The 24908-nt window shown below is 58.5% G+C and carries 24 protein-coding genes and 1 pseudogene; 12 read left to right on the top strand and 13 right to left on the bottom strand.

What is annotated here, in order from left to right; genetic code table 11:
• Positions 1-18: 18 nt before the first annotated feature.
• The 4 genes from recO to WKS99_RS00540 form a co-directional block, all read right to left on the bottom strand.
• The gene (recO, locus tag WKS99_RS00525; protein WP_340405150.1) at positions 19-780 is read right to left on the bottom strand and encodes a DNA repair protein RecO; all 762 of its coding nucleotides are present in this window, start codon (positions 778-780) and stop codon (positions 19-21) included.
• Between the two features lie 36 nt (positions 781-816).
• A complete protein-coding gene (locus WKS99_RS00530; RefSeq protein WP_262669847.1) occupies positions 817-963 on the bottom strand; it encodes a hypothetical protein in 147 nt (48 codons plus the stop codon).
• 97 nt (positions 964-1060) lie between these two features.
• Positions 1061-1960: a GTPase Era gene (gene era, locus WKS99_RS00535; protein WP_262669849.1), complete on the bottom strand. Its 900-nt coding sequence runs from the start codon at positions 1958-1960 to the stop codon at positions 1061-1063.
• A gap of 172 nt (positions 1961-2132) precedes the next feature.
• The gene (locus WKS99_RS00540; protein ID WP_186852077.1) at positions 2133-3155 is read right to left on the bottom strand and encodes a YeiH family protein; all 1023 of its coding nucleotides are present in this window, start codon (positions 3153-3155) and stop codon (positions 2133-2135) included.
• 117 nt (positions 3156-3272) lie between these two features.
• Here WKS99_RS00540 and WKS99_RS00545 point away from each other — a divergent pair, with 117 nt between their 5' ends.
• The gene (locus WKS99_RS00545) at positions 3273-4145 is read left to right on the top strand and encodes a LysR family transcriptional regulator (protein WP_147572126.1); all 873 of its coding nucleotides are present in this window, start codon (positions 3273-3275) and stop codon (positions 4143-4145) included.
• 39 nt (positions 4146-4184) lie between these two features.
• On the opposite strand, the gene ybeY is transcribed toward WKS99_RS00545, so the two are convergent.
• Positions 4185-4691 carry an rRNA maturation RNase YbeY gene (gene ybeY / locus WKS99_RS00550; RefSeq protein ID WP_340405151.1) on the bottom strand — a complete coding sequence of 169 codons (507 nt, stop codon included), beginning with the start codon at positions 4689-4691 and terminating at the stop codon, positions 4185-4187.
• A gap of 17 nt (positions 4692-4708) precedes the next feature.
• Positions 4709-6337, bottom strand: coding sequence for a gamma-glutamyltransferase family protein (locus WKS99_RS00555; protein WP_147572124.1), 1629 nt, complete (start codon positions 6335-6337; stop codon positions 4709-4711).
• Between the two features lie 174 nt (positions 6338-6511).
• On the opposite strand from WKS99_RS00555, the gene spoVAD reads away from it, so the two are divergent.
• Positions 6512-7537, top strand: a complete 1026-nt coding sequence (spoVAD, locus tag WKS99_RS00560; protein WP_147572123.1) for a stage V sporulation protein AD — start codon at positions 6512-6514, stop codon at positions 7535-7537.
• A 67-nt stretch (positions 7538-7604) separates the two neighbouring features.
• Positions 7605-7961 carry a stage V sporulation protein AE gene (gene spoVAE, locus WKS99_RS00565; RefSeq protein WP_340405152.1) on the top strand — a complete coding sequence of 119 codons (357 nt, stop codon included), beginning with the start codon at positions 7605-7607 and terminating at the stop codon, positions 7959-7961.
• A gap of 44 nt (positions 7962-8005) precedes the next feature.
• On the opposite strand, the gene WKS99_RS00570 is transcribed toward spoVAE, so the two are convergent.
• Both WKS99_RS00570 and WKS99_RS00575 read right to left on the bottom strand, forming a co-directional pair.
• Positions 8006-9094 carry a tetratricopeptide repeat-containing glycosyltransferase gene (locus WKS99_RS00570; protein ID WP_240287327.1) on the bottom strand — a complete coding sequence of 363 codons (1089 nt, stop codon included), beginning with the start codon at positions 9092-9094 and terminating at the stop codon, positions 8006-8008.
• 88 nt (positions 9095-9182) lie between these two features.
• A complete protein-coding gene (locus WKS99_RS00575) occupies positions 9183-10559 on the bottom strand; it encodes a BclA C-terminal domain-containing protein (RefSeq protein ID WP_186852071.1) in 1377 nt (458 codons plus the stop codon).
• A gap of 176 nt (positions 10560-10735) precedes the next feature.
• Between WKS99_RS00575 and glpK the strand changes: the two genes are divergently transcribed.
• From glpK to WKS99_RS00595, 4 genes are read left to right on the top strand one after another with little or no spacing between them, the layout of a single operon-like run.
• Positions 10736-12229 (top strand): glycerol kinase GlpK, encoded by a 1494-nt coding sequence (gene glpK / locus WKS99_RS00580; RefSeq protein WP_147572122.1) that lies wholly within the window; start codon positions 10736-10738, stop codon positions 12227-12229.
• A 1-nt stretch (position 12230) separates the two neighbouring features.
• The gene (locus WKS99_RS00585) at positions 12231-12824 is read left to right on the top strand and encodes a GNAT family N-acetyltransferase (protein ID WP_340405153.1); all 594 of its coding nucleotides are present in this window, start codon (positions 12231-12233) and stop codon (positions 12822-12824) included.
• A 34-nt stretch (positions 12825-12858) separates the two neighbouring features.
• Positions 12859-13149: a hypothetical protein gene (locus WKS99_RS00590; RefSeq protein WP_186852068.1), complete on the top strand. Its 291-nt coding sequence runs from the start codon at positions 12859-12861 to the stop codon at positions 13147-13149.
• A gap of 11 nt (positions 13150-13160) precedes the next feature.
• Entirely contained in the window at positions 13161-14351 is a 1191-nt protein-coding gene (locus WKS99_RS00595; protein ID WP_340405154.1) for an iron-containing alcohol dehydrogenase, read from the top strand.
• Positions 14352-14449: 98 nt separating this feature from the next.
• Here WKS99_RS00595 and WKS99_RS00600 read toward each other — a convergent pair whose 3' ends face one another.
• Entirely contained in the window at positions 14450-14890 is a 441-nt protein-coding gene (locus tag WKS99_RS00600) for an HAD family hydrolase (RefSeq protein WP_340405155.1), read from the bottom strand.
• 117 nt (positions 14891-15007) lie between these two features.
• Here WKS99_RS00600 and yaaA point away from each other — a divergent pair, with 117 nt between their 5' ends.
• The 5 genes from yaaA (at position 15008) to WKS99_RS00625 (ending at position 20813) form a co-directional block, all read left to right on the top strand.
• Positions 15008-15769 (top strand): peroxide stress protein YaaA, encoded by a 762-nt coding sequence (yaaA, locus tag WKS99_RS00605; protein ID WP_340405156.1) that lies wholly within the window; start codon positions 15008-15010, stop codon positions 15767-15769.
• A 23-nt stretch (positions 15770-15792) separates the two neighbouring features.
• On the top strand, positions 15793-16452 hold the full coding sequence (locus tag WKS99_RS00610) for a response regulator transcription factor (RefSeq protein ID WP_147572116.1): 660 nt from the start codon (positions 15793-15795) through the stop codon (positions 16450-16452).
• A complete protein-coding gene (locus WKS99_RS00615; RefSeq protein ID WP_340405157.1) occupies positions 16452-17354 on the top strand; it encodes a sensor histidine kinase in 903 nt (300 codons plus the stop codon). Before WKS99_RS00610 ends, WKS99_RS00615 begins: the two co-directional genes overlap by 1 nt.
• Positions 17355-17467: 113 nt before the next feature.
• On the top strand, positions 17468-18136 hold the full coding sequence (locus tag WKS99_RS00620; RefSeq protein WP_340405158.1) for an ABC transporter ATP-binding protein: 669 nt from the start codon (positions 17468-17470) through the stop codon (positions 18134-18136).
• 13 nt (positions 18137-18149) lie between these two features.
• The gene (locus tag WKS99_RS00625) at positions 18150-20813 is read left to right on the top strand and encodes an ABC transporter permease (RefSeq protein ID WP_340405159.1); all 2664 of its coding nucleotides are present in this window, start codon (positions 18150-18152) and stop codon (positions 20811-20813) included.
• A gap of 231 nt (positions 20814-21044) precedes the next feature.
• On the opposite strand, the gene WKS99_RS00630 is transcribed toward WKS99_RS00625, so the two are convergent.
• The 4 genes and pseudogenes from WKS99_RS00630 to WKS99_RS00645 all read right to left on the bottom strand — a co-directional run bounded on the left by WKS99_RS00630 (position 21045) and on the right by WKS99_RS00645 (position 24864).
• Positions 21045-22007: an ABC transporter ATP-binding protein gene (locus WKS99_RS00630; RefSeq protein WP_147572113.1), complete on the bottom strand. Its 963-nt coding sequence runs from the start codon at positions 22005-22007 to the stop codon at positions 21045-21047.
• Positions 22004-22986: pseudogene (locus tag WKS99_RS00635) on the bottom strand (ABC transporter ATP-binding protein). Before WKS99_RS00635 ends, WKS99_RS00630 begins: the two are co-directional and overlap by 4 nt.
• A gap of 10 nt (positions 22987-22996) precedes the next feature.
• Positions 22997-23890 carry an ABC transporter permease gene (locus WKS99_RS00640; RefSeq protein ID WP_147572111.1) on the bottom strand — a complete coding sequence of 298 codons (894 nt, stop codon included), beginning with the start codon at positions 23888-23890 and terminating at the stop codon, positions 22997-22999.
• Complete coding sequence (locus WKS99_RS00645) at positions 23887-24864, bottom strand: ABC transporter permease (protein WP_147572110.1); 978 nt, start codon at positions 24862-24864, stop codon at positions 23887-23889. The genes WKS99_RS00640 and WKS99_RS00645 overlap by 4 nt, the downstream gene beginning before the upstream one ends.
• Positions 24865-24908: the final 44 nt, after the last annotated feature.

Below are 24908 nucleotides of genomic sequence, written 5' to 3' on the forward strand. Positions count from 1 at the left end.
CAGCGGGCTTTTTTTGAATCATATCCCTCCGGTCTGTATCCCTTTGTAAAAATCCAGCGTCTGAAAGCCCCGCTCCAGTTGGGTATGGAGATATGCCTCTGTCAGATCCGCCAGCTTGGTCAGCCCTTCCCCGCCTATCGAAAAGGAGAAGAGCCGCTTTGGATCTCCATAGGCGATATGCTCCATAGCCCGCAGCGCGTGGAGGTTGAGAGGCATGGAGATGCCCTCCACCATCTCTCCCCGGCAGGCAGCACAGTGGACCACGCCCTCTCGCAGATGGAAGCGCGGCTCCTCCGGCGGGGTCCTGCCGCAGACGGCACAGCCGTCCAGCAGCGGCTCGTATCCAGACAGGCACATGGCCTTCAGTTCAAAGGCCGCCTTAACCAACGCCAGGGGTTTCTCTTTCATTTTATCCAGTGCGTGCAGGCTGTTCAATATCAATGAGAGCAGCTCAGAGCTGGCGACCCCTTCCACTGCCAACAGCTCCGCCACCTCGGCGAAATAGCAGCCCAAAGCCAGCCGCTCCAGGTCATCCCTCACCCCCTGGAACAGCCGTTCCGTGGATGCCTCCTTCACGGTCCAGCGCCCCTGGTAGTCGTATAACACCATTTCTGACCAGGCCAATAGCTGGCATGGCGCGGCCAGGGCGCTACCCTTTTTTCGGCAGCCCCGGGCGGAGGCAGTGAGTTTCCCCTGCTCCTGGGTAAAGAGCGTCAGGATCTTATCCGACTCCTTATAGTCCACCTGACGGAGGACCAGAGCCTTAGTGGTCATATGCATAGCGTATCTCCTATGTACCGGGGCACAGCCTCAGGACTATGCCCGGTCCGCCCCCTTGGGCTGAGGCCGAAACGACGGCCTGGCCGGCAGTGCCGGTCCCTCCCGGTCCAGGGCCGCGAGCATCAGATAGGCTTCTGGCAGACCGGTTTCCCAAAATAAGCTCCACAGTCCGTTCTCATTCATACTCCAGTCCTCCCACAAATCTCTCCGCAATTAGACTGGGCTTTTCTCATGGAAAGTATGACCGGGAAATTCTGTTTATTGCTGGCGTCAGCTGCAATCAATCCTGGTGGTAGCCAAAATTCTGAATTGCCGCGGGATTATCACGCCAATTTTCCTTGACCTTTACCCAAGTCTGGAGGTACACCTTAGTCCCCATAAATCGCTCCATATCTTGCCGGGCCAGGGTGGATATCTTTTTCAGCATGGCACCGCCCTTGCCGATGATGATACCCTTATGGCTGTTCTTTTCGCAGTAGATGGTGGCCTCTACCTCAATGACCTCGTCCTCCCGCTCTACGAAACGGGTAATCTCCACCGCGGTCCCATGAGGGATCTCCTTATCCAGGGACAGAAGCAGCTTTTCCCGTAAGATTTCCCCCATCATCTGCCGCTCCGGCTGGTCGGAGGTCATGTCCTCCGGGAAGAGCTGGGGCCCATCGGGAAGGAAGCCCTCCAGCACGCCCAGCAGCTCCTCCACCCCCTCGCCGGTCTTGGCGGAGATAGGAACCACGGCCTGAAAGTCGTGTTCCTGGCTGTAAAGCTGTATCACTTCAAGGAGCTTGTCTTTCCGCTCCAGCGTATCCGCCTTGTTGATGACCAACACGGCGGGACAGCCCAGGGTCTTGACGCGGGCGATAAGCTGTGCTTCCGGCTCCCCAATATTCGGGATGGGCTCCACCAGCAGAGCCACCGCATCTACGTCAGCCACACTCTCCCTGACCACATTCACCATATAGTCCCCCAAGCGAGTACGGGCTTTATGCAGACCCGGCGTATCCACAAAGACAAACTGGCTCTCTCCCCGTGTCAGAATACCGCAGATGCGGTTCCGAGTGGTCTGGGGCTTGTTGGTAACGATAGCTACTTTCTCCCCCACCAGGGTGTTTATCAAAGTGGACTTACCTACGTTGGGCCGGCCGCACAGAGTAATGATACCGGATTTTTTGATAATCGGCATAAGATAATCCTCACTTTCTCAGGTGTGAACAATTTCCCGTCTACAAATATTTTTTATCATTATCTTTCAAGTCAGAGAAAGGCCACCTCTCCCTTTTCTGCTTTTTATTTTATCATATTTGACGGAAAATAGCAAACGGCCCGCCGATTTGGCGGGTCGTTTGCCGACCGTGTTACACAATGCCCATAAAATACTCGACCGCGATTGCCACTACTACCACCAAGGCAGAGATAATAAATCCGTGAATCATGGGGTTAATGCCAGATTTACGCATTTCCCGGAAATCAGTATTTAAGCCGATGGCTGCCAGAGCTGCCACCATTAGGAATTTGCTCAACTCTTTTAAGCCAGAAGACAACTCCTGCGGAAACACTCCCAGGCTGTTAATGGCTGCCATTCCCAAAAAGCACAGGATGAACCAGGGAAAGATAGAGGTAATCTTCACTTTTTCTCCCTGAGACACTATCCCGGCCTTCCGTTTCTCCCGCACCTCGATCAGGCTGAATACCAGCACAGTGGGGATGATGGCCAAGGTGCGAGTCAGCTTCACCATTGTGGCAAAATCGCCGGCTCCCTCTGAAAAGGCGTATCCTGCCGCCACCACGCTGGAGGTGTCGTTCACCGCCGTCCCGGCCCATAGTCCATAGGCCATATCGCTTAATCCCATGGCCTGCCCCATAATAGGAAAAAGGACGATCATCACCATGTCAAATAGAAAAGTGGCCGACATGGCATAGGCAATATCCTTATCCTCCGCATCGATCACCGGGGCGATGGCCGCAATCGCAGAGCCTCCGCAGATCCCCGTCCCGGCAGAAATCAGGTTAGACAGCTTCCAGTTCAGGCCAAGTGCCCGCCCCACAAAATATCCGCCGCCGAAGCAGGTCAGCAGGGTAAACATCATGACTACCAGGGACAGCCGGCCTACATTGAGCACTACCTTGATGGACAGCGAGGCTCCCAAGAGAATGATGGCGAATTTCAGAATTTTTTTGGATGTGAACTTCAGACCCTTGGCCACACCATCGCTCGGCTTCCTGATCTGGTTGAGTCCCATACCGATGAACAGGGCAATGACTGACGCCCCAATGAGATGGATCGGCAGTAGACCCTCAATGAATTTGGCACAAGCCGCGATAGCCAATGCCAGTAAAAGTCCGGGAATAAGCTCCCCTATCCGGTTCAACACCTTCATAGCTCCACTTCCTTTTGCAATATTTCCCTCTGGTCACACTCATCATAACATCGGTTGATTATAAAATCAAATTATGTTATATTATATATAATAAATATTTTTAATGGACGTGAACATATGCTGGACCAAAAACTTCAGACCTTTCTCACTGTAGTGGAGCTACGCAGCTATACACTGGCCGCCCAGGCCCTTCATATCACCCAGCCCGCCGTTTCTCAACACATCCGAAAGCTGGAGGAGCACTACGGTTCCCAGCTCATCGATTTCACAGGCCATCAGCTCGCCCTCACCCGAGCGGGAGAATTGATGTATCGATACGCCACCTTTCAGGCAGCCAACGAGCACAGGCTGCTGGAGCAGCTCAACCAAAGCGCCCAAACTCTCCGGGTCGGTGCCACCCTGTCCATTGCCGACTATTATCTTCCCCCTCTTTTGGCCCCCTTCCTGGCCCAGTCCTTCCGTCCCCTGGCGCTCCATGTAGGCAATACGGAAGAAATGCTGTCCGCCTGTGTTCGGGGAGAGCTGGACTGTGCCCTCATCGAAGGGATCTTTTATGACAATGACTTCTGCAGCCACATTTTTCATACTGCCCGGTTTTTACCTGTGGCTGCCGCCAGCCATCCTCTTTCACAGAAAGAACACAGGCTGACAGATCTGTTTTCTTATCCTCTCATTTTGCGTGAGCCCGGATCAGGCACCCGCGCCATTCTGGAAAACAGACTCTTTCAAGCCGGCTGCTCTCCCCAATCCTTCTCCTCTGTACTGGAGTGCGGCAGCTTCCGAATGATTAAGGAACTGCTGAAAGCAACTCATGCTGTCAGCTTCATGTATGAGCAGGTGGCCGCCCAGGAGGTGGCGTGTGGTACACTGACCTATCTGCATCTGTCCGATTGGCAGATCCTGCGCCCCCTCTATTTTGTCTACCCCAGGCACAGTATGTCCCACAAAGCCTGTCAGAATTTTTATGACGAATGTCTTTGTCCCAAATAGAACAGACGGAGCCAAGTCCTATGACTTGGCTCCGCTGTGTTATGTCCGGTCAAGACCCATCTCCGTCAAAATTTTTTCTTCTCTTTCCCGCATCTGCCGCTTCATCGGGCCCTCGTCCAGGTGGTCGTAGCCCAGCAAATGGAGGACCGAGTGTACCGTTAGATAGCACAGCTCCCGCTCCAGGGAGTGACCGTACTCCTCGGCCTGCTCGTTTGCCCGCTCCAGGGAGATCACCATATCCCCCAAAAAGACTTTGCCCGTGTCTGGGTCCGCCCACTCGGCTCTGGGCTTTTCTCCGGGAGACAGCTCGAACATGGGAAAGGACAGCACATCGGTGGGCCGGTCCACCCCTCGCGTTTCCAGATTGGTCTGATGGATGCCCGCGTCATCTGTGATAAGCACATCGACGGCGCAGGGCACGTCCACCCCCTCCGTCTCCAAGGCTGACTCGATAACCCGCTGGAGCTTTGACTCGTAGGGCCAGTCCTCCTCACAGTCCACACACACGCAGTGGGACGTCCCCTTTTGTCCTTTGCCAAGCAGCATATCTTCCACCCCTGCCCTTACCAGGCCGCCACAGTGCCATCGCACCGAGGCTCGGTCCCGCCAACTAGCATTCCGTTCTCCGTCCGCCAAATGATTTGCCCGCGGCCCATGGTGATGTTGGTGTTCAAAACCTCCACCTCATGGCCCATGTCCGCCAGCTCTCTGCCGATGTGGGCGGGAACCTCCCGCTCCAGCTGGATATGCTTTCCGCCCACCCACTGAATTCTCGGGGCATCCAGCGCCTCCTGGGGATTCATATGATAGTCGATGGTGTTCACCGCCACCAGCACATGGCCCTGGGGCTGCATGAAGGCGCCCATGACGCCGAAGGGGCCAACAGCATCTCCGTCCTTCATCATAAAGCCGGGGATGATGGTGTGATAGGACCGCTTCCCTCCGGCCAGGCAGTTGTCGCTGTTCTCCTCCAGGGAGAAGTTGGCGCCCCGGTTCTGTAAGGAGATACCAGTGCCGGGGATGGCCACGCCGGCGCCGAAGGTGGTATAGTTGCTCTGGATAAAGGATACCATGTTGCCCTCTGGGTCGGCAGTACACAGGTAGATGGTCCCGCCGCAGGAGGGGTCTCCCGCCTCCGGCATCAGCGCCCTGTCAGAGATGAGGGCCCGGCGCTGGGCGGCGTACTCCTCGGACAGCATATCCTCCACCTTGGTCTTCATGTACCGGGGGTCCGCCACATAAGTCTTAGTGTCCGCGAAAGCCAGCTTGATGGACTCCAGGATCTTGTGGTAGGTGTCGGCGCAGTCCTTCTCCTGGGACAGCTCCAGCCCCTTTAGGATATTCAGCGCCATCAGCACTGTGATGCCGTGGCCGTTGGGCGGTATCTCGCACACGGTATAGCCCTTATAGTCTGTGGTGATGGGCTCCACCCACATGGGCTGGTAATTTCTGAAGTCATCCTCACAGAAATACCCCCCAGTTTCCCGGCTGAAGGCCACAATCTTCTCCATCAGAGGACCACGGTAATAGCTGTCACAGTCAGTGGCGGCCAGCTCCTCCATCGTCTGGGCATACTCCTCCCAGCGGAACAGTTCACCGGCCCGGTAGTGGGTGCCGTCCTCCTTCATAAAGGTATTCCACCAATAGGAGTGAGGCGCAGGTTCCTTGGACCGGGCAGCGGCAATACGCTGGGAGTCCTTCTCCCACTGGGGCTCCAGATTGACCGGGACAGGATATCCCTCCCGGGCATAGGAGATGGCTGGAGCAAACAGTTCGGACAGGGGCTTGGCGCCAAATTTTTTATTGATCGCCGCCCAGCCCGCGGGGGCCCCCGGCACCATGGTCGGCAGCCAGCCCGTCTTGGGCATCTCACTGTGCCCCATGGCTCTCACCATCTTCGCATCCAGCGCCATGGGAGCCACGCCACTGGCGTTGAGTCCGTACAGCTTCTTCTCCTTCTCTACCCAGATCAGGGCAAAGCAGTCTGAGCCCAGGCCGTTTCCGGTGGGCTCCAGGATGGGCATGGCTGCGGCCATGGCGACAGCCGCGTCCATAGCGTTTCCTCCGGCCTTCATCACATCCAGGCCGATCTGGGCCCCCAGAGGCACAGAGGTGCAGGCCATTGCGCGGCGGGCATAGACTACATTCCGGCGGGAAGGATAGGAATATTTTTGTGGGTCGAATTGGGGCATAGGTTCTCTCTCCTTTTCTTTCCTTTGCAGCCCCCATTATACAGGAATCTGGCCCTTTTGAACAGAAGAAAGCAAAAGAAATTTTTATTTGCCTCTTCCTTATGCTTCGGGCATATTTCTCTCCCCTTCGGACAAGCTATGGTCATCTTCATTCTCTATTGGGAGGCGTTTCCCTTGACGACAAAAAAAACAGGCAGCCAGACAGTCACCCTGGCCTGTCCCCCTTCCTTCGCCGGTCACGCCAACGTGGTAGGAAAGAAGGAGGGTGAGGGCCCTCTGGCCAGCTCCTTCGACTATATCGGGACTGACGACACCTTCGGCGAGTCCACCTGGGAGAAATCGGAGAGCGCCATGCAGAAGCAGGCCCTGGCTCTGGCCTTAAATAAGGCGGGCCAACCTGCCTCTAATATAGACTGGCTCTTTGCCGGCGACCTGCTGAATCAGTGTATCGGTTCTTCCTTCGCCGCACGCGGCCAGGAGATTCCCTTTTTCGGCCTCTATGGGGCCTGCTCCACCATGGGGGAGGGGCTGGCTCTGGCCTCTATGACCTTGGATGGCGGCTTCGGGGAGTGGGCCGGAGTGGTAGTCTCCTCCCACTTCTGCACTGCCGAGCGCCAGTACCGCACCCCTCTGGAGTACGGCGGCCAGCGAACTCCCACCGCCCAGTGGACCACTACCGCCGCCGGAGCTGCTATTCTGGCACGGGAGGGCCCCGGCCCCTATATCACCCATGTGACGGTAGGCAAGATTGTGGACAAGGGCATCACCGACACCAACAACATGGGGGCAGCCATGGCCCCGGCCGCCTATGACACCATCTCCACCCACCTGAAGGACACCGGCCGGGCGCCGAGCTACTATGACCTGATCGTCACAGGCGACCTGGGTAATCTGGGCAGCGAGCTGCTGTTGGAGTTGCTCCGGCAGGACGGGCTGGAACTGTCCAACCACACCGACTGCGGGATGCTTATTTTCGACCCGCAGAGTCAGGATGTCCACTGCGGAGGTTCCGGCTGCGGCTGCGCAGCCTCGGTGCTGACGGGCTACCTGCTCAATGGAATGCGGGAGGGCAAATGGAACAACATTCTTTTCTGCCCCACCGGCGCTCTCCACTCTCCTACCTCCGCGTTCCAGGGGGAGAGCGTACCCGGCATCTGCCACGCCATCGCCATTTCTACTCAGCGATCCCCCCAGGCGTGACCGCCGGCTGTCTTCGGGCATCACGCCCATACCTGGGACCTCTATCTTGTTTGAAAGGTGCGTAATCATGGAATATCTTAACGCCTTCCTCTGCGGCGGCATCCTATGTATTATCGGCCAGCTTTTGATTGATAAGACTCCCCTTACCCCCGCCAAGATCCTGGTGTCCTATGTGACCGCCGGGGTGATCCTCAGCGGCCTGGGGTTCTACCAGCATCTAGTGGACTGGGGAGGAGCCGGCGCCACAGTACCCCTCACGGGCTTTGGCCACCTGCTGGCCAAGGGGGTCAAAAAGGCGGTGGCGGAGGACGGATTTCTGGGCGCCCTCACTGGCGGGTCCACCGCCGCGGCCGGCGGTATCACCGCCGCTATCTTCTTCGGCTTTGTAGTGGCCCTTCTCTTTAAGCCGAAGCCCAAAAGTTAGATCAAAACACAAGCGGGCCCCATCCAATGGATGGGGCCCGCTTGTTACCCGCCTTCTTTCGGACTGTTCTCCAGCAGCTTGAGATTTCCCTGGAGCCGCTCGTTGTCTGGCTCCAGCTCCACAGCCTTCCTCGCCTCTTCACGGGCCTCTTTCAGCCTCCCAGTGTGGAAGAGGGCAATGGAGCGCAAGTCGTGGGGCAGAGAGCCCCAGGAGGCAGCCTCACAGATATAAGACCTGGGCCGGTAGGTGATGGCCAGGGCGCAGCCAGTAAAGTAGAGCACCCCGTCCCACTCTCCCTGCTCATACAGGGCAAGCGCCAGGTCCATATAGGGCTCCCGCAGATGGGGTGCCTCAGCGATGGCCCTCAGGTACCAGTCCCGGGCCTGTGCCCGCTCCCCCTTGTTCAGATAGGACTTGGCGATGTACCGCATGGAGGCCGCCCTCTCATCCCGCCAGGTGGCGCTCGACATGGTAAGATGCCTTTTCAGGGTACGGATGCAGTCGTCCCAGCGCCCCCTGTACATATATTCCCGGCCTAAATAGTGGACATTCCGGTCATCCTCAGGGTCCTCCTGTACCGACAGCTCCAGCAGCGGAAGATACTGCCCTCTAGACTTTGAAGGGTCGGGGTGGTGGTCCAGCTGGACTCCCTCCGCCACCACTGTGGGGCCTGGCCTTCCAGTCCCCATCCACTTCAGCACCTCATGCACCGGATGAACCCACTGATAGCCGTGGCGTGCATGGGCCTTTTCATACCAGAAGGTAACCCCCTCGCTGCCGTCCGGGTTAAAGGACCAGGTATAGCGGTATGTAGCCTGGCCCGCCTCTGGCAGCCACGCCTCCTCCAACCGGGCCCGCCAGCCAGGATGAAATACCTCATCCAGATCTGTACATACGCAGATATCCGCGTCTTCCGGCACCAGCTCCATGGACCGGTTGCGGGCCACATCGAACCTCCAGGGGGAGATGACCTCTACCTCAGCCAGAGCCCCCCTGGCTCGCAGCCGCTCCACAGTGTCGTCCTCGGAGCCGGTGTCCAGCACCACTACCTGGTCCGCCTCTCCCATAGAGTCCATCCAGCGGTCTACGAATTGAGCCTCATTTTTACAGATGGCATATACCACCACTTTCACGGCGCTCGCCCTCCTCTTTCAGATAAGGAACAGGGCGGGCGGCACGGTGTGCCGCCCGCCCTGTTTAGGCCCCATTGGGGTCTTTCGGTCAGTTCAGCTTCTGGATTACGATCCCGGCCTCGGTCAGAGTCACGTTGTTCTCTGTGGAGGTCAGGGTAATGGTAGCCGTCCCGGTGACGTTCACCAGGACACTGGCCGCCAGAGTGGCCAGATCATTGGTAGTGGAAATGGTGGCCTGGCTCTCGCTCCCAGGGACAGGGGTAGAGTTGTTCTCCAGCTCCACGCCCACAGTACCAGTAGAGCTTGTATTGGTCGCCACCACCGAGTAAGAGACCCGGTAGATACCGGTTTCTCCCAGGGTGAAGGTGGCCGTGCTCGTGGTATGGGTGATGGCGGTTCCCTCCTCCACCTGATTGGTGTCGAAGCTGGCGTCATCGCCGGTGGTTGCCAGGGTCTGGGACCCCACATTGGTGGCGTAGAGCGCGTTCAGCGCGGGGGCTGCTCCAGCCGGTCCAGTGGGCCCGGTAGGACCTTCCGCGCCTGTGGCTCCGGCGGCACCAGTTGCGCCGGCAGGGCCGGCAGGACCAGTCGGGCCAGTCGGCCCGGTGGGGCCTTCCGCTCCGGTAGCTCCGGTAGCGCCAGCAGCACCAGCAGCGCCAGTTGGACCAGTCGGGCCGGTCGGGCCCGCAGGACCAGCGGCACCCGCAGGGCCGGCAGGGCCAGTTGGGCCAGTAGCGCCGGCCGCTCCGGCAGCGCCAGTGGCCCCGGTGGCTCCAGTCGCCCCTACAGGACCCGTGGGGCCGGTAGGGCCTTGGACAGACACCAACTCAAAGTCAGCGGATGTGCCGGGAGTACCGCTGGGATTGGCGATCCGGGCCCGGTACAGGCTGCCGTTATAGGTCACAAAGTCCCCCTGGGCATAGGGTGTGCCTAGCGCGAATGTGGTCACAGTTTCCAGCCCCTCGCCAGCGGGGCCGGTGGGACCGATGGGGCCGGCGGGACCCTGAGCGCCAGTAGCACCAGTGGCACCGGTTGCGCCGGCAGGGCCAGCAGGACCAGTGGGACCGGTCGGGCCGGTCGGGCCGGCGGGGCCCTGGGCGCCGGTAGCTCCGGTGGCACCAGTTGCACCCGTAGCGCCAGTCGCGCCAGCAGGGCCAGCAGGACCAGCGGGGCCAGTAACGCCGGCTGGGCCGGGGATTCCCTGAGGTCCGGTGGGGCCAGTGGGACCAACGGGACCAGGATAGCCCTGGGGTCCGGTCGGCCCGGTGGGGCCTACCATGGACGGGAAGGGAGGAGGACAGGGGCAGGGAGGCGGGCAAGGGGGAGGACAAGGAGTGGGGCAGCAGGAAGTAGAGCCGGACTGACCGCAGCCACAGCCGCAGCTGGAGCTGGTGCCGCCGTTCAGATAGGCGACCACGCCGTCCCGGCGATTCTGCTCCCACTCAGAAGCACAGTATCTTCTCATAAGACGCTCCTTTGCACGGTAAAAAATGGGTGTGGCGATGCCACATTCCATCCTATGCTGAATCAACGCACCTGTGCGCGGCCTGTCAAATGGGCAGGCCCTCCTCTTCCGCTCCGGTCTTTACAGCCCTCTGTTTTTCTGTCATAATAAGAGCATATTCAAGGGGAGGGACGCCCATGAAACGATATGTCATCGCCCTGGACCAGGGCACCACCAGCAGCCGCTGCATTCTCTTCGATCAGGATCAGAATATCGCGGGGGTGGCGCAGCGGGAATTTTCACAGATATACCCCCAGCCCGGCTGGGTGGAGCATGACCCCATGGAGATCTGGTCCAGTCAATACTCCGTCCTCACCGAAGTGCTGGCCCAGGCCGGCGTTTCTCCTGATGAGGTGGCTGCTATCGGCATCACAAACCAGCGGGAAACGGCCATCGTGTGGGATAGACATACCGGGCGACCGGTTTACAACGCCATCGTGTGGCAGTGCCGCCGCACCGCCCCTCTGTGTGAGAAGCTGAAAAAGGACAAGGAACTCACCCAGTATATTCAGGACCGCACGGGACTGCTCATTGACGCCTACTTCTCCGCCACCAAGGTCAAATGGATACTGGAGCATGTAGAGGGAGCCTGGGAACGGGCCCAGGCGGGCGATCTGCTCTTCGGTACGGTGGACAGTTGGCTGGTGTGGAAGCTGACGGGTGGAAAGGTCCATGTCACCGACCGGACCAACGCAAGCCGTACCATGCTCTATGACATCCAAAACCTCTGCTGGGACACCCGTATCTGCCGCACCCTGGACATCCCCATCTCCATGCTGCCCCAGGTCCGAGACTCCAGTGAAGTGTACGGCACTGTCAATCTCCAGGGGGTGGAGGTACCCATCTCTGGCATCGCCGGCGACCAACAGGCCGCCCTCTTCGGTCAGACCTGCTTCTCCTCCGGTCAGGCGAAAAACACCTACGGCACCGGCTGTTTTCTTCTGATGAACACCGGTGACCAGTTGTGCCGAAGCCGGAACGGGCTGTTGTCTACCATCGCCATCGGCTTGGGCGGAAAGGTCCAGTACGCTCTGGAGGGCTCCGTATTCGTAGGCGGCGCCGTCATCCAGTGGATCCGGGACGAGCTGCGCTTCATCTCGGAGGCCCGAGACGCGGAGTATTACGCCTCCAAGGTTCCGGATACCGGCGGGGTCTATCTCGTCCCGGCCTTCACCGGCCTAGGTGCTCCCCACTGGGATATGTACGCACGGGGTGCCCTGGTGGGACTGACCCGGGGCACCACCCGTGACCATATCATCCGGGCGGCACAGGAGTCTATCGCCTATCAGGTGGCGGACTTGGTGGATGCCATGGAAAAGGACACTGGGATTGCCCTTCGGGAGCTGAATGCTGATGGCGGGGCCAGCAGGGACCGTTTTCTAATGCAGTTCCAGGCTGATATTCTGAACAAATCCGTCTGCCGGCCGGCCATCCGGGAGACCACCGCTCTTGGCGCGGCCTATCTGGCCGGCCTGGCTGTGGGGGTATGGCGGGATCTAGACCAAATCCGTGCCCTGCGCACCCTGGATCAGCGGTACGACCCGCATATGGAGGCAGATACCAGGCAGCGGCTGCTGCGCGGCTGGCACAAGGCCGTAGGACGCAGCTTGGACTGGGAGGAACACGATTGACATGGGCTTAAATACGCCACGGCTGGAGACAGAGCGCCTAATCCTGAGGAAATTTACACAAAACGACCTGGATGCCCTTTTCTCTATTTTCCGTGATGAAGAAGCAAGCCGGTTTTTGCCCTGGTACCCGCTGCATACCATGGAGGAGGCCAGATCTTTTTTCCTGGAGCGGTATGCGGCCTCCTATGGACAGGAGCGGGGCTACCGGTATGCCGTTTGTTTCCGCTCCGACGACATACCTGTGGGATACGTCAACGTGGCTATGGACGACAGCCACGACCTAGGGTACGGCCTTCGTAATGAGTTTTGGCATCAGGGCATCATTACCGAAGCCTGCAAGGCCGTTATACAGCGGTTGAGAGCGGATGGCATTCCCTATATCACCGCCACCCACGACCGGAACAATCCCCGGAGCGGCGGCGTGATGCAAAATCTCGGCATGAAATATCAATACACCTATGAGGAGTTGTGGCAGCCTAAGAATATGCCGGTTGTCTTTCGAATGTATCAGTTGAACTTGGATGGGCAGACAGACCGGCAGTACAAAAAATATTGGGAAGCCCACGACCATCATTTCATTGAATCCGCCCTGTAAGAAGGGGCGGATACCACAGGCAGGAGTGATACCTATGTTACCCCCTATTGAAATCCCTACCCTGCTATTCTGGGAGAATGGCAATACCTGGTATGGCAGTAAAGGACAGGCCCGCTTTTTTATTCAGCCCGTGACCCACGAAGCTGCCCCAGATACCCCTGACGCACCCTCTCATACCACCCTGGACATAGAGTTCTGGAGGGGTCCGCTGACCAAAGCGTTGAGCCATATCTGTTCCACCGCCTCTTTCCCCCTTAGCGGGGAGGGGCTGGAGCAGACCGTCCAGTGGCTGGAGGAGCAGGCCGCGATAGTAAACGAAGAATAAGGAGAGCAACAATGGAAGCCTTTCAATTTTATTCCCCTACACAGATCATTTTCGGGCGTGGTACTGAGGAGCAGGTTGGAGAGCAGATCGCCCGCCGAGGGGGCTCCCGGGTGCTGGTGGTCTATGGCGGCCAGAGCGCTGTCAAAAGCGAGCTGCTGAGTCGGGTCCTGGCCTCTCTGGAGCAGAGCGGGCTGTCCTGCGACACGCTGGGTGGTGTAAAGCCAAATCCCAGACTCAGTCTGGTATTATCCGGCATCCAGCGGGCGGAGGCTTTTCAGGCCAACTTTCTGCTGGCCATTGGAGGTGGCAGCGTCATCGACACGGCTAAGGCCATCGCCGATGGAGTCGCCAACCCGGAGCTGGACCTGTGGGATGACCTGTGGATGAAAAAGGTCCCTCTGGAGCGGTCCCTGCCTGTGGGGGTGGTATTGACCATTCCCGCGGCCGGCAGCGAGAGCAGCGACTCCGCCGTTCTGACCAAGGATGACACCCTGGAAAAGCGAGGGCTTGGTTCCGATCTGCACCGTCCCCGGTTTGCCATCCTAAACCCCGATCTCACCGCCACCCTGCCCCGCTACCAGGTGGCCTGTGGCGTGGTGGACATCATGTCGCACACCATGGACCGCTACTTCAATCCCATCACCACCAACCAACTCACCGACGAGCTGGCGGAGGGGCTGCTTCGAGTGGTCATTTCCAGCGGCCGGCGAGCCATGGACCATCCCGGCGACTACCAGGCCATGAGTGAACTGATGTGGGCCGGTTCCCTGTCCCACAACGGCCTGACTGGTCTGGGCGGGAAGAAGGACTTTGCCCCCCATCAACTGGGCCATGAGCTTAGTGCCCGGTTCGATTCTGCCCACGGTGCCACCCTGTCTGCCGTTTGGGGCAGTTGGGCCCGCTACTGTCTGGATGCCGATGTGTCCCGCTTCGCCCGGTTCGGTGTCAAGGTCTGGGGATTGGACCCCACCGGCCGCACAGAGCGAGAGCTGGCTTTATCCGCCATCGATGCGACTGTGGATTTCTTTCACTCTTTGGATATGCCCACCTGCTTCTCTGAGTTGGGCTGCGGCCTCCAGTCTGAGAAGGAGCTGGAGGAGCTGACCCGCCGCTGTACCTTCTTCGGGACCCGGACCATCGGCACCTTCCGGGTGCTGGACCACGACGACATCCTGGCCATCTATCGAATGGCGAATCACTGAGCGGAAGCTGGGCCGGCCATCTCCTTGTGCCGCTGCCCCATTCTCCTTCGCTTCACAACAAGGCGGGACGCCTGGCTATCGCCAGGCGTCCCGCTTCTTCAACACATTTTCTTGGTCATATCCTCATAGCTGTCCACCACTTCGTCCGCCAGGGCCCGGAGTTTCTCCGGATGCTCCTTGCCTACCAGTACGACCTGGAAGCCAGCCTCCCTCACACAGCGGAGGACCTTCTCCCGAGCGGTAAACACCAGAGTAGCTGGGCGGGCGGTCCCCAGGCGCCGCACACATTTCTCATAGAGCTCCGGGTCCTCTATCCCTCTCCCCTGTTCCCCAGTATACAATACACCCCGGAAGTAGGCGGCCAGTCCCGCGGCTTCCAGCTTAGGCTGGAGCGTGCGCCGCTCCTCCTCAGAAACCAGATAGAGCAGCACCCCCTCCATCCGAAGCAGGGACAAAAAGGGCATTAGCCCGGTCAGCGGTCTCCCCTCTCGGTCCAGCAGAGTGTCTGGAACATCAAAAACAGCGCCTTGCAGACGCATGACCGATCCCTCCTCAGTTTGATTTGTCCGGTCCTATTTTAACCTCTTCCCCCTAAAATTACAATTCCCATTTCCTTTTTACTGAAACTGTTTTATACTGTCCCAAGGAGGGATATTATGAAGCTGATCATCTCCCCGGCAAAGAAAATGAACGTGGACACGGATACCATGGAGATCCGGGGCCTCCCCCGGTTCTTGAATCGGACCCGGCTGCTCTGTGACTGGCTGAAAACCATGTCCTACGACCAGCTAAAGGCCCTGTGGCGCTGTAATGACGCCATCGCCTCACTCAATTATGAGCGGCTCCAGCATATGGAGCTGGAGGAAAGACTCACTCCAGCAGTCCTGGCCTATGAGGGCATCCAGTACCGCTATATGGCCCCCCACCTGTTCTCCTGGGAGCAGTTCGACTATTTAGACCGGCATCTGCGCATCCTGTCCGGCTTTTATGGGGTGCTGCGCCCCTTCGACGGAGTCACCCCCTACCGGCTGGAGATGCAGGCCAGACTGGCCGGGTCGGGCTGTCAGTCTCTGTACCAGTTTTGGGGTCCCTCTTTAGCCCAGGCGCTGGCGGAGGAGGACGACCTTCTGGTCGATCTGGCCTCACGGGAATACAGCCGAGCGGTGACCGACCATCTGCCACAGGGAATGACCGTCATCTCCTGTACCTTCGGGGAACTGAGGGAGGGCCGGGTACTGGAAAAGGGCACCCAGTGCAAAATGGCTCGTGGTGAAATGGTCCGCTATCTCACCGAACACCTGTCAGAGAGCCCGGAGGCCATGCAAGCCTTTGACCGTCTGGGGTACTCCTTCTCCCAGGAGCGGTCCACCCCCACTCACTATGTATTTATCAAGAAGGCCAGGGCCAAAGAGGACTGAGCTTTCTGGAAAGCGGAGGACCTATGGAACATCTTTTGCTCATTGAGGACGACCAGGCACTTGGCCGGGGGATCACCCTGGCCCTGGCCGCTGGGGACCGGGAGCCCCATCTGGCCCGGACTCTGGCCGAGGGCCGCCGGCTGTTCGCCCAGCTACCCATCTCCCTGGTCATTCTGGATCTCAATCTGCCCGACGGGAACGGCCTGGAACTGCTGACTGAGATACGCTCTGTGAGTCAGGTACCCGTTCTCATCCTCACTGCCAACGACCTGGAGAGCGACCAGGTGACCGGGTTGGAGCTGGGGGCGGACGACTATGTGACAAAGCCCTTTTCCCTCGCTGTCCTCCGGGCCAGGGTAAACAATCTGCTCCGCCGGGGGGCCGTCCCCAGAGGCGAAGTGGTGGAGCTGCCCCCCTTCTCCTTTGACTTTGCGGGCATGGCCTTTTCCCGGAACGGAGAGGCGATCGAGCTGTCCAAGACGGAACAGCGGCTGCTCCGTCTGCTGGTGGAACACCGGGGCCAGACCTTGACCCGGGAGCAGCTCCTGGATCGAGTATGGGATGGGGGCGAGTTTGTGGACGAAAACGCTCTGTCGGTGGCGGTGCGCCGCCTGCGGGCCAAACTGGGGGACGCCCCCATTAAGACGGTATATGGCCTTGGCTACACTTGGGAGATCCAGTGATGGGAGCGGGCGGCTATGTCTGTTTAGCACTGGCCCTTCTGGGCCTGGGCTTCGGCCTGTACCACTGGTACAGAGGCCGCCGGACCCTCCGGCGGCTGGATGAAATCCTGTCCGCCGCTGTGGACGGAAGCTTTCGGGAAAACGCCTTTGACGAATCTGTTCCCTCCGCTCTGGAGGCCAAGCTGGCCCGGTTTCTCAATGGCTCCGCCGCCTCCACCCGAAATCTGGAGCGGGAGCGGGAGGTCGTCCAGACGCTGATCTCCGACATCTCCCACCAGACCAGGACTCCCATTGCCAATATCCTGCTCTACGCCTCCCTGCTGGCCGAGGGGGACCTGCCTCCGGAGCAGGCGGAGCAGGCCGCCGTACTGGCCCAGCAGGGGGAAAAGCTGTCCTTCCTCATTCAGACCTTAGTGAAGGCGTCCCGTCTGGAAACGGGCATCTTCGCCATGGACCCACAGGTCCATGGCGTCCAGCGGCTGCTGGACGCGGTTCTGATCCAGGGGCGGCATAAGGCCAGGGAAAGGGGGCTCTCCCTCACGGCGGAGCCCACCTCTGCCCAGGCCAGGTTTGATGAGAAGTGGACCGCGGAAGCCCTTTACAACCTCGTAGACAACGCCCTGAAATACACCCCGCAGGGAGGCAAGGTCGCCCTCTCCGTCCGGGAGTTCGAGCTGTTCTGCGCCATTCAGGTAGAGGACAATGGCCCCGGCATCCCGGAGAGAGAACAGGGGGCCATCTTTGGCCGCTTCTACCGGGGCGAAGCCGTCCGGGACCAGGAGGGCCTCGGGATCGGCCTCTATCTGGCTAGAGAGGTGGTAACTCGTGAGGGCGGATATATCCGCCTCAATTCCAGCCCCGGCCAGGGGAGTCGGTTTTCCTTGTATCTGCCCAAGGAATAAAATCTTCAAATCTTACAACAGTGAAAGATTTGAGAAAGATTGTGGAAAGATTGTCTTGGTATAGTGGGGAGCGTAGGCATACGCCCCCACTTTTCCATAAAGGAGATATCACAATGACAATTTTACAGACCAAGGATTTAAGAAAATACTACGGCTCTGGCGACACTCTGGTAAAAGCCTTGGACGGAGTGGACCTGAACGTGGAGGACGGGGAATTTGTAGCTATCGTGGGCACCTCAGGAAGCGGGAAATCCACCCTGCTCCATATGCTGGGCGGTCTGGACCGGCCCACCTCCGGTTCTGTGACCGTAGACGGGCAGAAAATTTTTGACCTGAAGGACGAAGCCCTGACCATCTTCCGGCGGCGGAAAATCGGCTTCGTCTTTCAGTCCTTCAATTTGGTGCCGGTACTCAGCGTGTACGAAAATATCGTCCTGCCCATCCAGTTGGACGGGGGCCGGGTTGACGAGTCGTATGTGGGGCAGGTCATCTCCGCTCTGGGCCTGGAGAGCAAGCTCCAAAATCTCCCTGGCCAGCTCTCCGGAGGCCAGCAGCAGCGGGTGGCCATCGCCCGGGCCCTGGCGACCAAACCGGCCATTGTCCTGGCAGACGAGCCTACGGGTAATCTGGACACCAGGACCAGTCAGGATGTGCTTTCCCTGATGAAGGTCACCGGTCAAAAATTTGCCCAGACCATCGTTATGATCACTCACAACGAGGAGATCGCCCAACTAGCCGACCGCATCGTTCGCATTGAGGACGGCAGGATCGTGACACGGTGAGGAGGTGGGCTCTATGAAGGTATCCAATGGCAAATGTATCCGGACCCTCTCTCACAGGAGTCTTCGGGCCAACCGCACCCGCAACATTGTGGCGGTGCTGGCCATCGCTTTGACCACGGTGCTATTCACCTCCCTGTTCACCATTGCCATGTCCATTAACGACGGCATCCAGCAGAACAACTTTCGCCAGGTGGGTGGCTTCTCCCATGGCGGCTTCAAGTACCTGACGGAGGAACAGTTTGACCAGTTGAAGGACGACCCTCTCATCGGTCAGTGGGGCCTGCGGCGCTTTCTGGGTATGCCCAGCGAGATGCCCTTCAACAAGTCACATGTGGAGATTGGCTGGTCCGATGCAAACGAGGCCCACTGGCAGTTCTGCGACCCAGTGGAGGGCCGTCTGCCCCAGGAGGGCACGAATGAGGCCGCCACTGATACCCATGTGTTGGAGCTGCTGGGAGTAGAACCTAAACTGGGGGAACAATTTACTGTCACCTTTGATGTGGACGGCCGCACGACCACCCAGACCTTTACCCTGTGCGGCTGGTGGGAGTACGACGAGGCCATCGTGGCCAACCACATTCTCATCCCGGAGAGCCGGGTGGACGCCGTCCTGGCAGAGACCGGCGTGGTGCCGGGCCAGACCACAGACGGCATGACCGGCTCCTGGAATCTGGACGTGATGCTGAAAAATGGGGGCCGGAACATCGCCGGCGACCTAGAGGAGATCCTGACCAACCACGGCTATCAGGGTCAGAGCTCTACCCAGCCGGGCTATATCCACACTGGTGTCAACTGGGGCTACACCGGCGCCCAGCTTTCCGGCAGCATGGACCCCACCCTCCTGCTGGCCATCGGCGCGATCCTGCTCCTCATTATCTTCACCGGCTATCTCATTATTTACAATGTGTTCCAGATCTCAGTGGCCAACGATATCCGCTTCTACGGCCTGCTCAAGACCATCGGCACCACCCCTCGGCAGCTCCGCCGGATCATCCGGCACCAGGCCCTGGCCCTGTCTCTGGTGGGCATCCCTCTGGGATTGCTGCTGGGCTGGCTGGTGGGGGGACAGCTCACTCCGGTGATCATCCGCCAACTAAACGCGGTGTCCAACGTGGTATCAGTAAACCCGGCTATCTTTGTGGCCTCCGCCCTGTTCGCTCTGGTCACGGTTCTGATCTCCTGCCGCAAGCCTGGGCGGATGGCCGCACGGGTGTCCCCCATCGAGGCGGTACGATACGCCGAGGGCGGAGCGGTGCGGCATGGAGGAAAGAGGAACGCCAAAGGCGTCTCCTTGCTCTCTATGGCCCAGGCCAACCTGGGCCGGAACCGGGTCAAGACCGCGGTCACCGTCCTCTCCCTATCCCTGGCCGTGGTGCTGCTCACTGTGACGGTCACCTTTACCAACGGCTTTGACATGGACAAATATGTATCCAACTTCACCGCCAGCGACTTTATCGTGGCCGACGCGGGCCAGTTCCAGACTGGCGGTGACGCTTACAACAGCGAGATGGATGTTACCGAGGACGTCATTTCCGCCATCGATGCCCAGGGCGGCATCACTGACGGCGGCCTGGTCTACGGCAAGACCTCTTCCGCTCTGGAATTCGTCACCGAGGAGTATTACCGCTCCGTCTGGAGCAAATGGAACACCCCGGAACAACTGGACAGCAAGGTCCACTTCATGGACCGGAACGAGGAGGGCCTGCTGGCCGACCGGGTGCAGCTCTACGGCATGGAGCAGTTCCCTCTGGACCACCTGACAGTGCTGGCGGGGGACCTGTCCAAGCTCAACGAGCCTGGCGGGCGGTATGTGGCCGCTGTGTATAGTGACGACGACTATGGTCAGCCCGAGATGGACTCCCACTGGGCCCGGCTGGGGGACACAGTCACCCTGCGCTATGTGGAAGAGTACGAGTATTATAACCCTGACACTGGCGAGATATATGGCCCCTGGGAGAATGTGCCCGAGGGCGCCAACTGGGTGGATCGGGCCGTAAAGTACCGAGATATCGAGTACGAGGTGGCCGCCTTGGTGACGGTGCCCATGGCCCTGAGCTACCGCTATTACGGGGCGGACGAGTTTATTATGAACGACCAGACCTTTATCCAGGACACGGGCACAGACAGCGTCATGTACTATGCCTTCGACACTACGGATGAGGCCAACCCCGCTATGGAGTCCTTCCTGGCGGACTACACGGAGAATGTGAATCCTCAGTTCGACTATGAGAGCAAGTCTACCTATGCCGCGGAGTTCGAGGGGATGCGCTCCATGTTCCTACTGCTAGGCGGGGCCCTCAGCGGCATCGTTGGACTGGTGGGGGTGCTGAACTTTTTCAATGCGATTCTCACCGGCATCATCACCCGAAAGCGGGAGTTGGCCGTCCTCCAGTCCATCGGCATGACAGGTGGACAGCTCAAGCGGATGCTGGTATGGGAGGGGCTGCTGTACGCCCTTGGTTCGGTGCTCCTGGCCTTGGTGCTGGCCCTGGTATTGGGCCCGATTGCCTTCTCCGCCTTGCAGAGCATGTTCTGGTTCTTCACCTACCGCTTCACCTTAGCCCCCATCCTGGCCACGGCCCCTGTATTCGCCCTGTTGGGCTCTCTTGTCCCTCTGGCGGTATACCGCTCAGTAGCCAAGCATACCATCGTGGAGCGTCTGCGGGATTCCGAATAGGGAATATGATTTCCTTCCCCGACCGCAGGAGCTGGAGATTGGAGTAAGCCAGCAAATATAAATACAGCCCCAGATGCGCAGCAGACATTTAGGGCTGTATTTTTTTGGAAGGGGCGTCTATTCTTCTTGCCAAGCTACCTGTATCAAAAATTCTACAGCAAAGGCCCCGCACTTCTTTGTGCGGGGCCTTTGCTTTCATGGAAAACCAAGTCGTGCCGGTCCTATTCCCATTCAAAGCTGATTGATCTCCCTAACTCGGTGGCAGGACACATAGTGTCCGGGCAGGACCTCTTCCAGCCCAGGGGACTGGGTCCGGCACAGCTCTGTGGCATAGGGGCATCGGCTGGCAAAGCGGCAGCCAGGTTTAGGGTCGATGGGAGAAGAAATTTCCCCCTTCAGCAGCTTGCGAGGCTGCTTCTCCCGCAGGGCCGGAATGGGTACCGCTGCCAGCAGGGCCTTGGTATAGGGATGGAGACGGTTCCGGAACATCTCCTGTGCGTCAGCAAGCTCTACTACAGTACCCAGATACATGACCAGGATGCGGTCGGAGATATGCTTCACCACTGACATATTGTGAGTGATAAAGAGATAGGTCAGGTTCCGTTCCTCCTGCAGGTCCTGCATCAGATTCAGGATCTGGGCTTGAATGGACACGTCCAGGGCGGAAACCGGCTCATCACAGACGATGAACTTAGGGTCCAGGGACAGGGCTCTGGCGACACCGATACGCTGGCGGCGGCCTCCGTCCAATTCATGGGGATATGTGTTGACCAGGCGGCGGGCCAGTCCCACGGTGTCCATCAGCTCCTCCACCTTTTGAATCAGCGCAGCTCTGGAGGAGCACTTTTTATAGATGATCAGCGGCTCCGCAATCAGCTGGCTGACGGACATACGGGGATCCAGAGAGGAGAAGGGGTCCTGGAATATCATCTGCATATCCTGCCTGAGCTGCTTCAGTTCTCGGCGGTTCACCTGGGTAATATCCCGTCCCTGATAGAGCACCTGACCCTCTGTGGCGTCATGTAGACGGAGAATGGTGCGGCCCAGGGTAGACTTACCACACCCCGATTCGCCTACCACACCTAGGGTCTTGCCCTCCTCGACGGAAAAAGAAACATCGTCCACCGCATGAAGGGTGCCCCTGGCGGTACGGAAATATTTTTTCAGATTTTTGACTTCCAGCAGCGCACTCATGCTCCAGCCACCCCCTGCTGTTCAAATAGGACGCACTCCACCAGGTGTCCAGGCTCCACCTCCACCACTGGAATAGGAGCCTGGCGGCACCGATCAGTGGCATGGGGGCAGCGGGGTGCGAAGGCACAGCCTTCAGGTAGCCGGGTGGGGTCCGGCATCAGTCCCGGAATAGGCTTGAGCCGACGGACATTCTCATCAAAGTTTGGGATAGATCCGAAGAGACCTACGGTGTAGGGATGTTTAGTATTGTTGTAAATATGCTCCAGATTGCCATACTCCACGATGCGTCCGGCGTACATGATCGCAGCCTTGTCGCATACCTCGGCCACAATGCCAAGATCGTGGGTAATCAGAAGCAGCGAGGTGTTAAAGTCGGCCTTCAGCTTCTCAATCAGGTCCAGCACCTGGGCCTGGATGGTTACATCCAAGGCAGTGGTGGGCTCGTCGGCCACCAGCAGCTCCGGGTTACAGGCAAGGGCGATAGCAATCACAATACGTTGTTTCATACCGCCGGAAAATTGGTGAGGATAGTCGTTGTAGCGGCTCCCTTCGATACCAACCAACTCCATCATCTGGACCGCCCTCTGAGTTGCCTCTGTCCGGGGGATATTCTGATGAAGGTGGATGACCTCGCAGATCTGCTCACCCACAGTAAGGACCGGGTTCAAAGCGGTCATGGGGTCCTGAAAGATCATGGATATCTTGGCGCCCCGGATCTTACGCATATCAGCCTGGCTGGTTTGGAGCAGGTCTTCCCCTTCAAAAAGGATCTCACCGTTGACCACCTTTCCTGGAGGATTGGGCACCAGACCCATGATGCCAGGGCGGTGGTGGTCTTACCGGCCCCGGTTTCACCCACCAGTCCCAAAGACTCTCCCTTTTCCAGACCGAAGCTAATACCGTTGACGGCCTTGACCGTATCCTTACCGGAGGCATAATGAACGGCCAGATCTTTAATATCTAACAGTTTTTCACTCATCATGCTCACCTCAAGTCTTCAGTCTGGGGTCTAAAGCGTCCCGTAGGCCATCTCCGAACAGGTTAAAGGCAAAGACAGCTAGCATAATGGCCAGGCCTGGGAATGTTTCCACAAACCAGTGGTCTCGGAAGAAGCTGCGGCCTGCGGACAGCATTGCGCCCCACTCGGGGTTGGGAGGCGCGATACCCAGTCCGATAAAGCTCATACCGGCAGCACCTAAAATAGAGGAACCCACACTGATGCTAATCTGCACAATGATAGGCGCCAGACAGTTGGGCAGGATATGGCAAAAAATAATGCGAAAGTCACTAGCTCCGATGGCGCGTGCCACCTCGATGTACTCCTGTTCCTTGACGGTAAGGATCTGTCCACGGACCACGCGGGCAAAACCGCCGGTGGCGCCAATTCCAAGAGCCAGGATCAGGTTGGTCTGGCTGCGGCCCAGGGCGGCCACGATGGAGATGGCCAACATCAAGTTGGGGATAGCCAGCAGAATATCCACGGCCCGCATAATCAGATTATCGGTCAGGTTTCCATAATAGCCTGAGATACAGCCCAAAATGGTACCCAGGACACAGGCAATAAGAACGGACAGCAGCCCGATGGCCAGGGAGGTACGGGTCCCGTAGATGACGCGGCTAAAGATATCACGGCCGAACTCGTCGGTGCCAAACAGGTGCTCCGCACTGGGGTTGGCAAAGCTCGGACCCGTACTCATGGTTTCATAGGAATAGGGTGCAATAAGTGAGGGGAAAAGGGCGCAAAAAACGAGGAGCAGAATAATGAAAAATCCAGCTACAGCCACTTTATTTTTCATGAATCGGCTGATAATCTCCCGCGTCTGGCTGTTCTTTGCCCTGCCTCTCAGCCGTGTCTCAGGCACAGCGGTAGCGGCATTGCTCATTTACTCTCCCCTCCTTCCACGGCGGCCATTTTCTTGGGCGCCTTGCGCCGGACATACTGCGAGCGGATCCGGGGATCCACATATGCGTAGAGCACATCGGTAATCAGATTAATGATAGACATGGCAAAGGCAATAAACAGAATACCACCCTGGACCAGCGGCGTGTTCTTGATGGGAATGGCATCCACGATCAGCTTGCCCACGCCAGGGACGGCGAAGACGGCCTCGCAGATAGCAATACCGCCCAGCAGACGGCCAAAGTTCAGTCCAATGACCGTCATCACGGGAATGAGGGCGTTTCTCAGGGCGTGCTTCCAGATGACCACCCGCTCGCTCTGCCCCTTAGCCCTTGCCGTCCGGACATAGTCCTGGCGAATCGCCTCCAGCATACTGGAGCGTGTCATCCGCATGATAGTCGCGCAGGGCACCGTAGAAATGGTAACAGCGGGTAAAATCCAGCATTTCCAGGAAGTAAAGCCGGAAGGAGGCAGCCACCCCAGCCCCACCGAGAACAGCAAGATGAGCATCATGCCCTCCCAGAAGCTCGGCATGGATATGCCCACGATAGACCCGACTCGGGCTAGGTTATCCCACAGGGTATACTGTTTTGTCGCTGATATAATGCCCAAAGTGACCCCCACCACCGTAGCGATGACCATACTGACAAAGCAGAGCATCAGAGTGTTGGGGAAGCGGGCCAGGATCTCGTCCAGCACCGGGCGCTTGTTGCTGTATGAAGTTCCCAGGTCTCCATGGAGCACATCCCATACATAGTCCACATACTGGACCAGGAAAGGCCGGTTCAGGCCATTCTGCTCCTCAAAGGCCAGCTTGTCCTCCTCTGTGGCCATGTCGCCCAACATATAGTCGGCGGCCCGGCCGGGAGAAAAGTACATCATGCTGAATACCACCAGCACCACGCCCAGCAGCACTGGAATCATCATCAGCAGACGCTTTCCAATATATTTGATCAAAGGTCTATACCCCCCTACATACGTTCATTCCGCTTGGCTGCGAA

Origin of the sequence: Flintibacter sp. HCN-6482 (assembly GCF_037892565.1) — a bacterium.
Classification (GTDB): Bacteria; Bacillota; Clostridia; order Oscillospirales; family Oscillospiraceae; genus Lawsonibacter; species Lawsonibacter aceti.

What these genes read in the sequence shown, in the direction of transcription:
- recO (WP_340405150.1), bottom strand. Translation starts at nt 780, where the DNA reads ATGCATATGACCACTAAGGCTCTGGTCCTCCGTCAGGTGGACTATAAG.
- WKS99_RS00530 (WP_262669847.1), bottom strand. Translation starts at nt 963, where the DNA reads ATGAATGAGAACGGACTGTGGAGCTTATTTTGGGAAACCGGTCTGCCA.
- era (WP_262669849.1), bottom strand. Translation starts at nt 1,960, where the DNA reads ATGCCGATTATCAAAAAATCCGGTATCATTACTCTGTGCGGCCGGCCC.
- WKS99_RS00540 (WP_186852077.1), bottom strand. Translation starts at nt 3,155, where the DNA reads ATGAAGGTGTTGAACCGGATAGGGGAGCTTATTCCCGGACTTTTACTG.
- WKS99_RS00545 (WP_147572126.1), top strand. Translation starts at nt 3,273, where the DNA reads ATGCTGGACCAAAAACTTCAGACCTTTCTCACTGTAGTGGAGCTACGC.
- ybeY (WP_340405151.1), bottom strand. Translation starts at nt 4,691, where the DNA reads ATGCTGCTTGGCAAAGGACAAAAGGGGACGTCCCACTGCGTGTGTGTG.
- WKS99_RS00555 (WP_147572124.1), bottom strand. Translation starts at nt 6,337, where the DNA reads ATGCCCCAATTCGACCCACAAAAATATTCCTATCCTTCCCGCCGGAAT.
- spoVAE (WP_340405152.1), top strand. Translation starts at nt 7,605, where the DNA reads ATGGAATATCTTAACGCCTTCCTCTGCGGCGGCATCCTATGTATTATC.
- WKS99_RS00575 (WP_186852071.1), bottom strand. Translation starts at nt 10,559, where the DNA reads ATGAGAAGATACTGTGCTTCTGAGTGGGAGCAGAATCGCCGGGACGGC.
- glpK (WP_147572122.1), top strand. Translation starts at nt 10,736, where the DNA reads ATGAAACGATATGTCATCGCCCTGGACCAGGGCACCACCAGCAGCCGC.
- WKS99_RS00585 (WP_340405153.1), top strand. Translation starts at nt 12,231, where the DNA reads ATGGGCTTAAATACGCCACGGCTGGAGACAGAGCGCCTAATCCTGAGG.
- WKS99_RS00590 (WP_186852068.1), top strand. Translation starts at nt 12,859, where the DNA reads ATGTTACCCCCTATTGAAATCCCTACCCTGCTATTCTGGGAGAATGGC.
- WKS99_RS00595 (WP_340405154.1), top strand. Translation starts at nt 13,161, where the DNA reads ATGGAAGCCTTTCAATTTTATTCCCCTACACAGATCATTTTCGGGCGT.
- WKS99_RS00600 (WP_340405155.1), bottom strand. Translation starts at nt 14,890, where the DNA reads ATGCGTCTGCAAGGCGCTGTTTTTGATGTTCCAGACACTCTGCTGGAC.
- yaaA (WP_340405156.1), top strand. Translation starts at nt 15,008, where the DNA reads ATGAAGCTGATCATCTCCCCGGCAAAGAAAATGAACGTGGACACGGAT.
- WKS99_RS00610 (WP_147572116.1), top strand. Translation starts at nt 15,793, where the DNA reads ATGGAACATCTTTTGCTCATTGAGGACGACCAGGCACTTGGCCGGGGG.
- WKS99_RS00615 (WP_340405157.1), top strand. Translation starts at nt 16,452, where the DNA reads ATGGGAGCGGGCGGCTATGTCTGTTTAGCACTGGCCCTTCTGGGCCTG.
- WKS99_RS00620 (WP_340405158.1), top strand. Translation starts at nt 17,468, where the DNA reads ATGACAATTTTACAGACCAAGGATTTAAGAAAATACTACGGCTCTGGC.
- WKS99_RS00625 (WP_340405159.1), top strand. Translation starts at nt 18,150, where the DNA reads ATGAAGGTATCCAATGGCAAATGTATCCGGACCCTCTCTCACAGGAGT.
- WKS99_RS00630 (WP_147572113.1), bottom strand. Translation starts at nt 22,007, where the DNA reads ATGAGTGCGCTGCTGGAAGTCAAAAATCTGAAAAAATATTTCCGTACC.
- WKS99_RS00640 (WP_147572111.1), bottom strand. Translation starts at nt 23,890, where the DNA reads ATGAGCAATGCCGCTACCGCTGTGCCTGAGACACGGCTGAGAGGCAGG.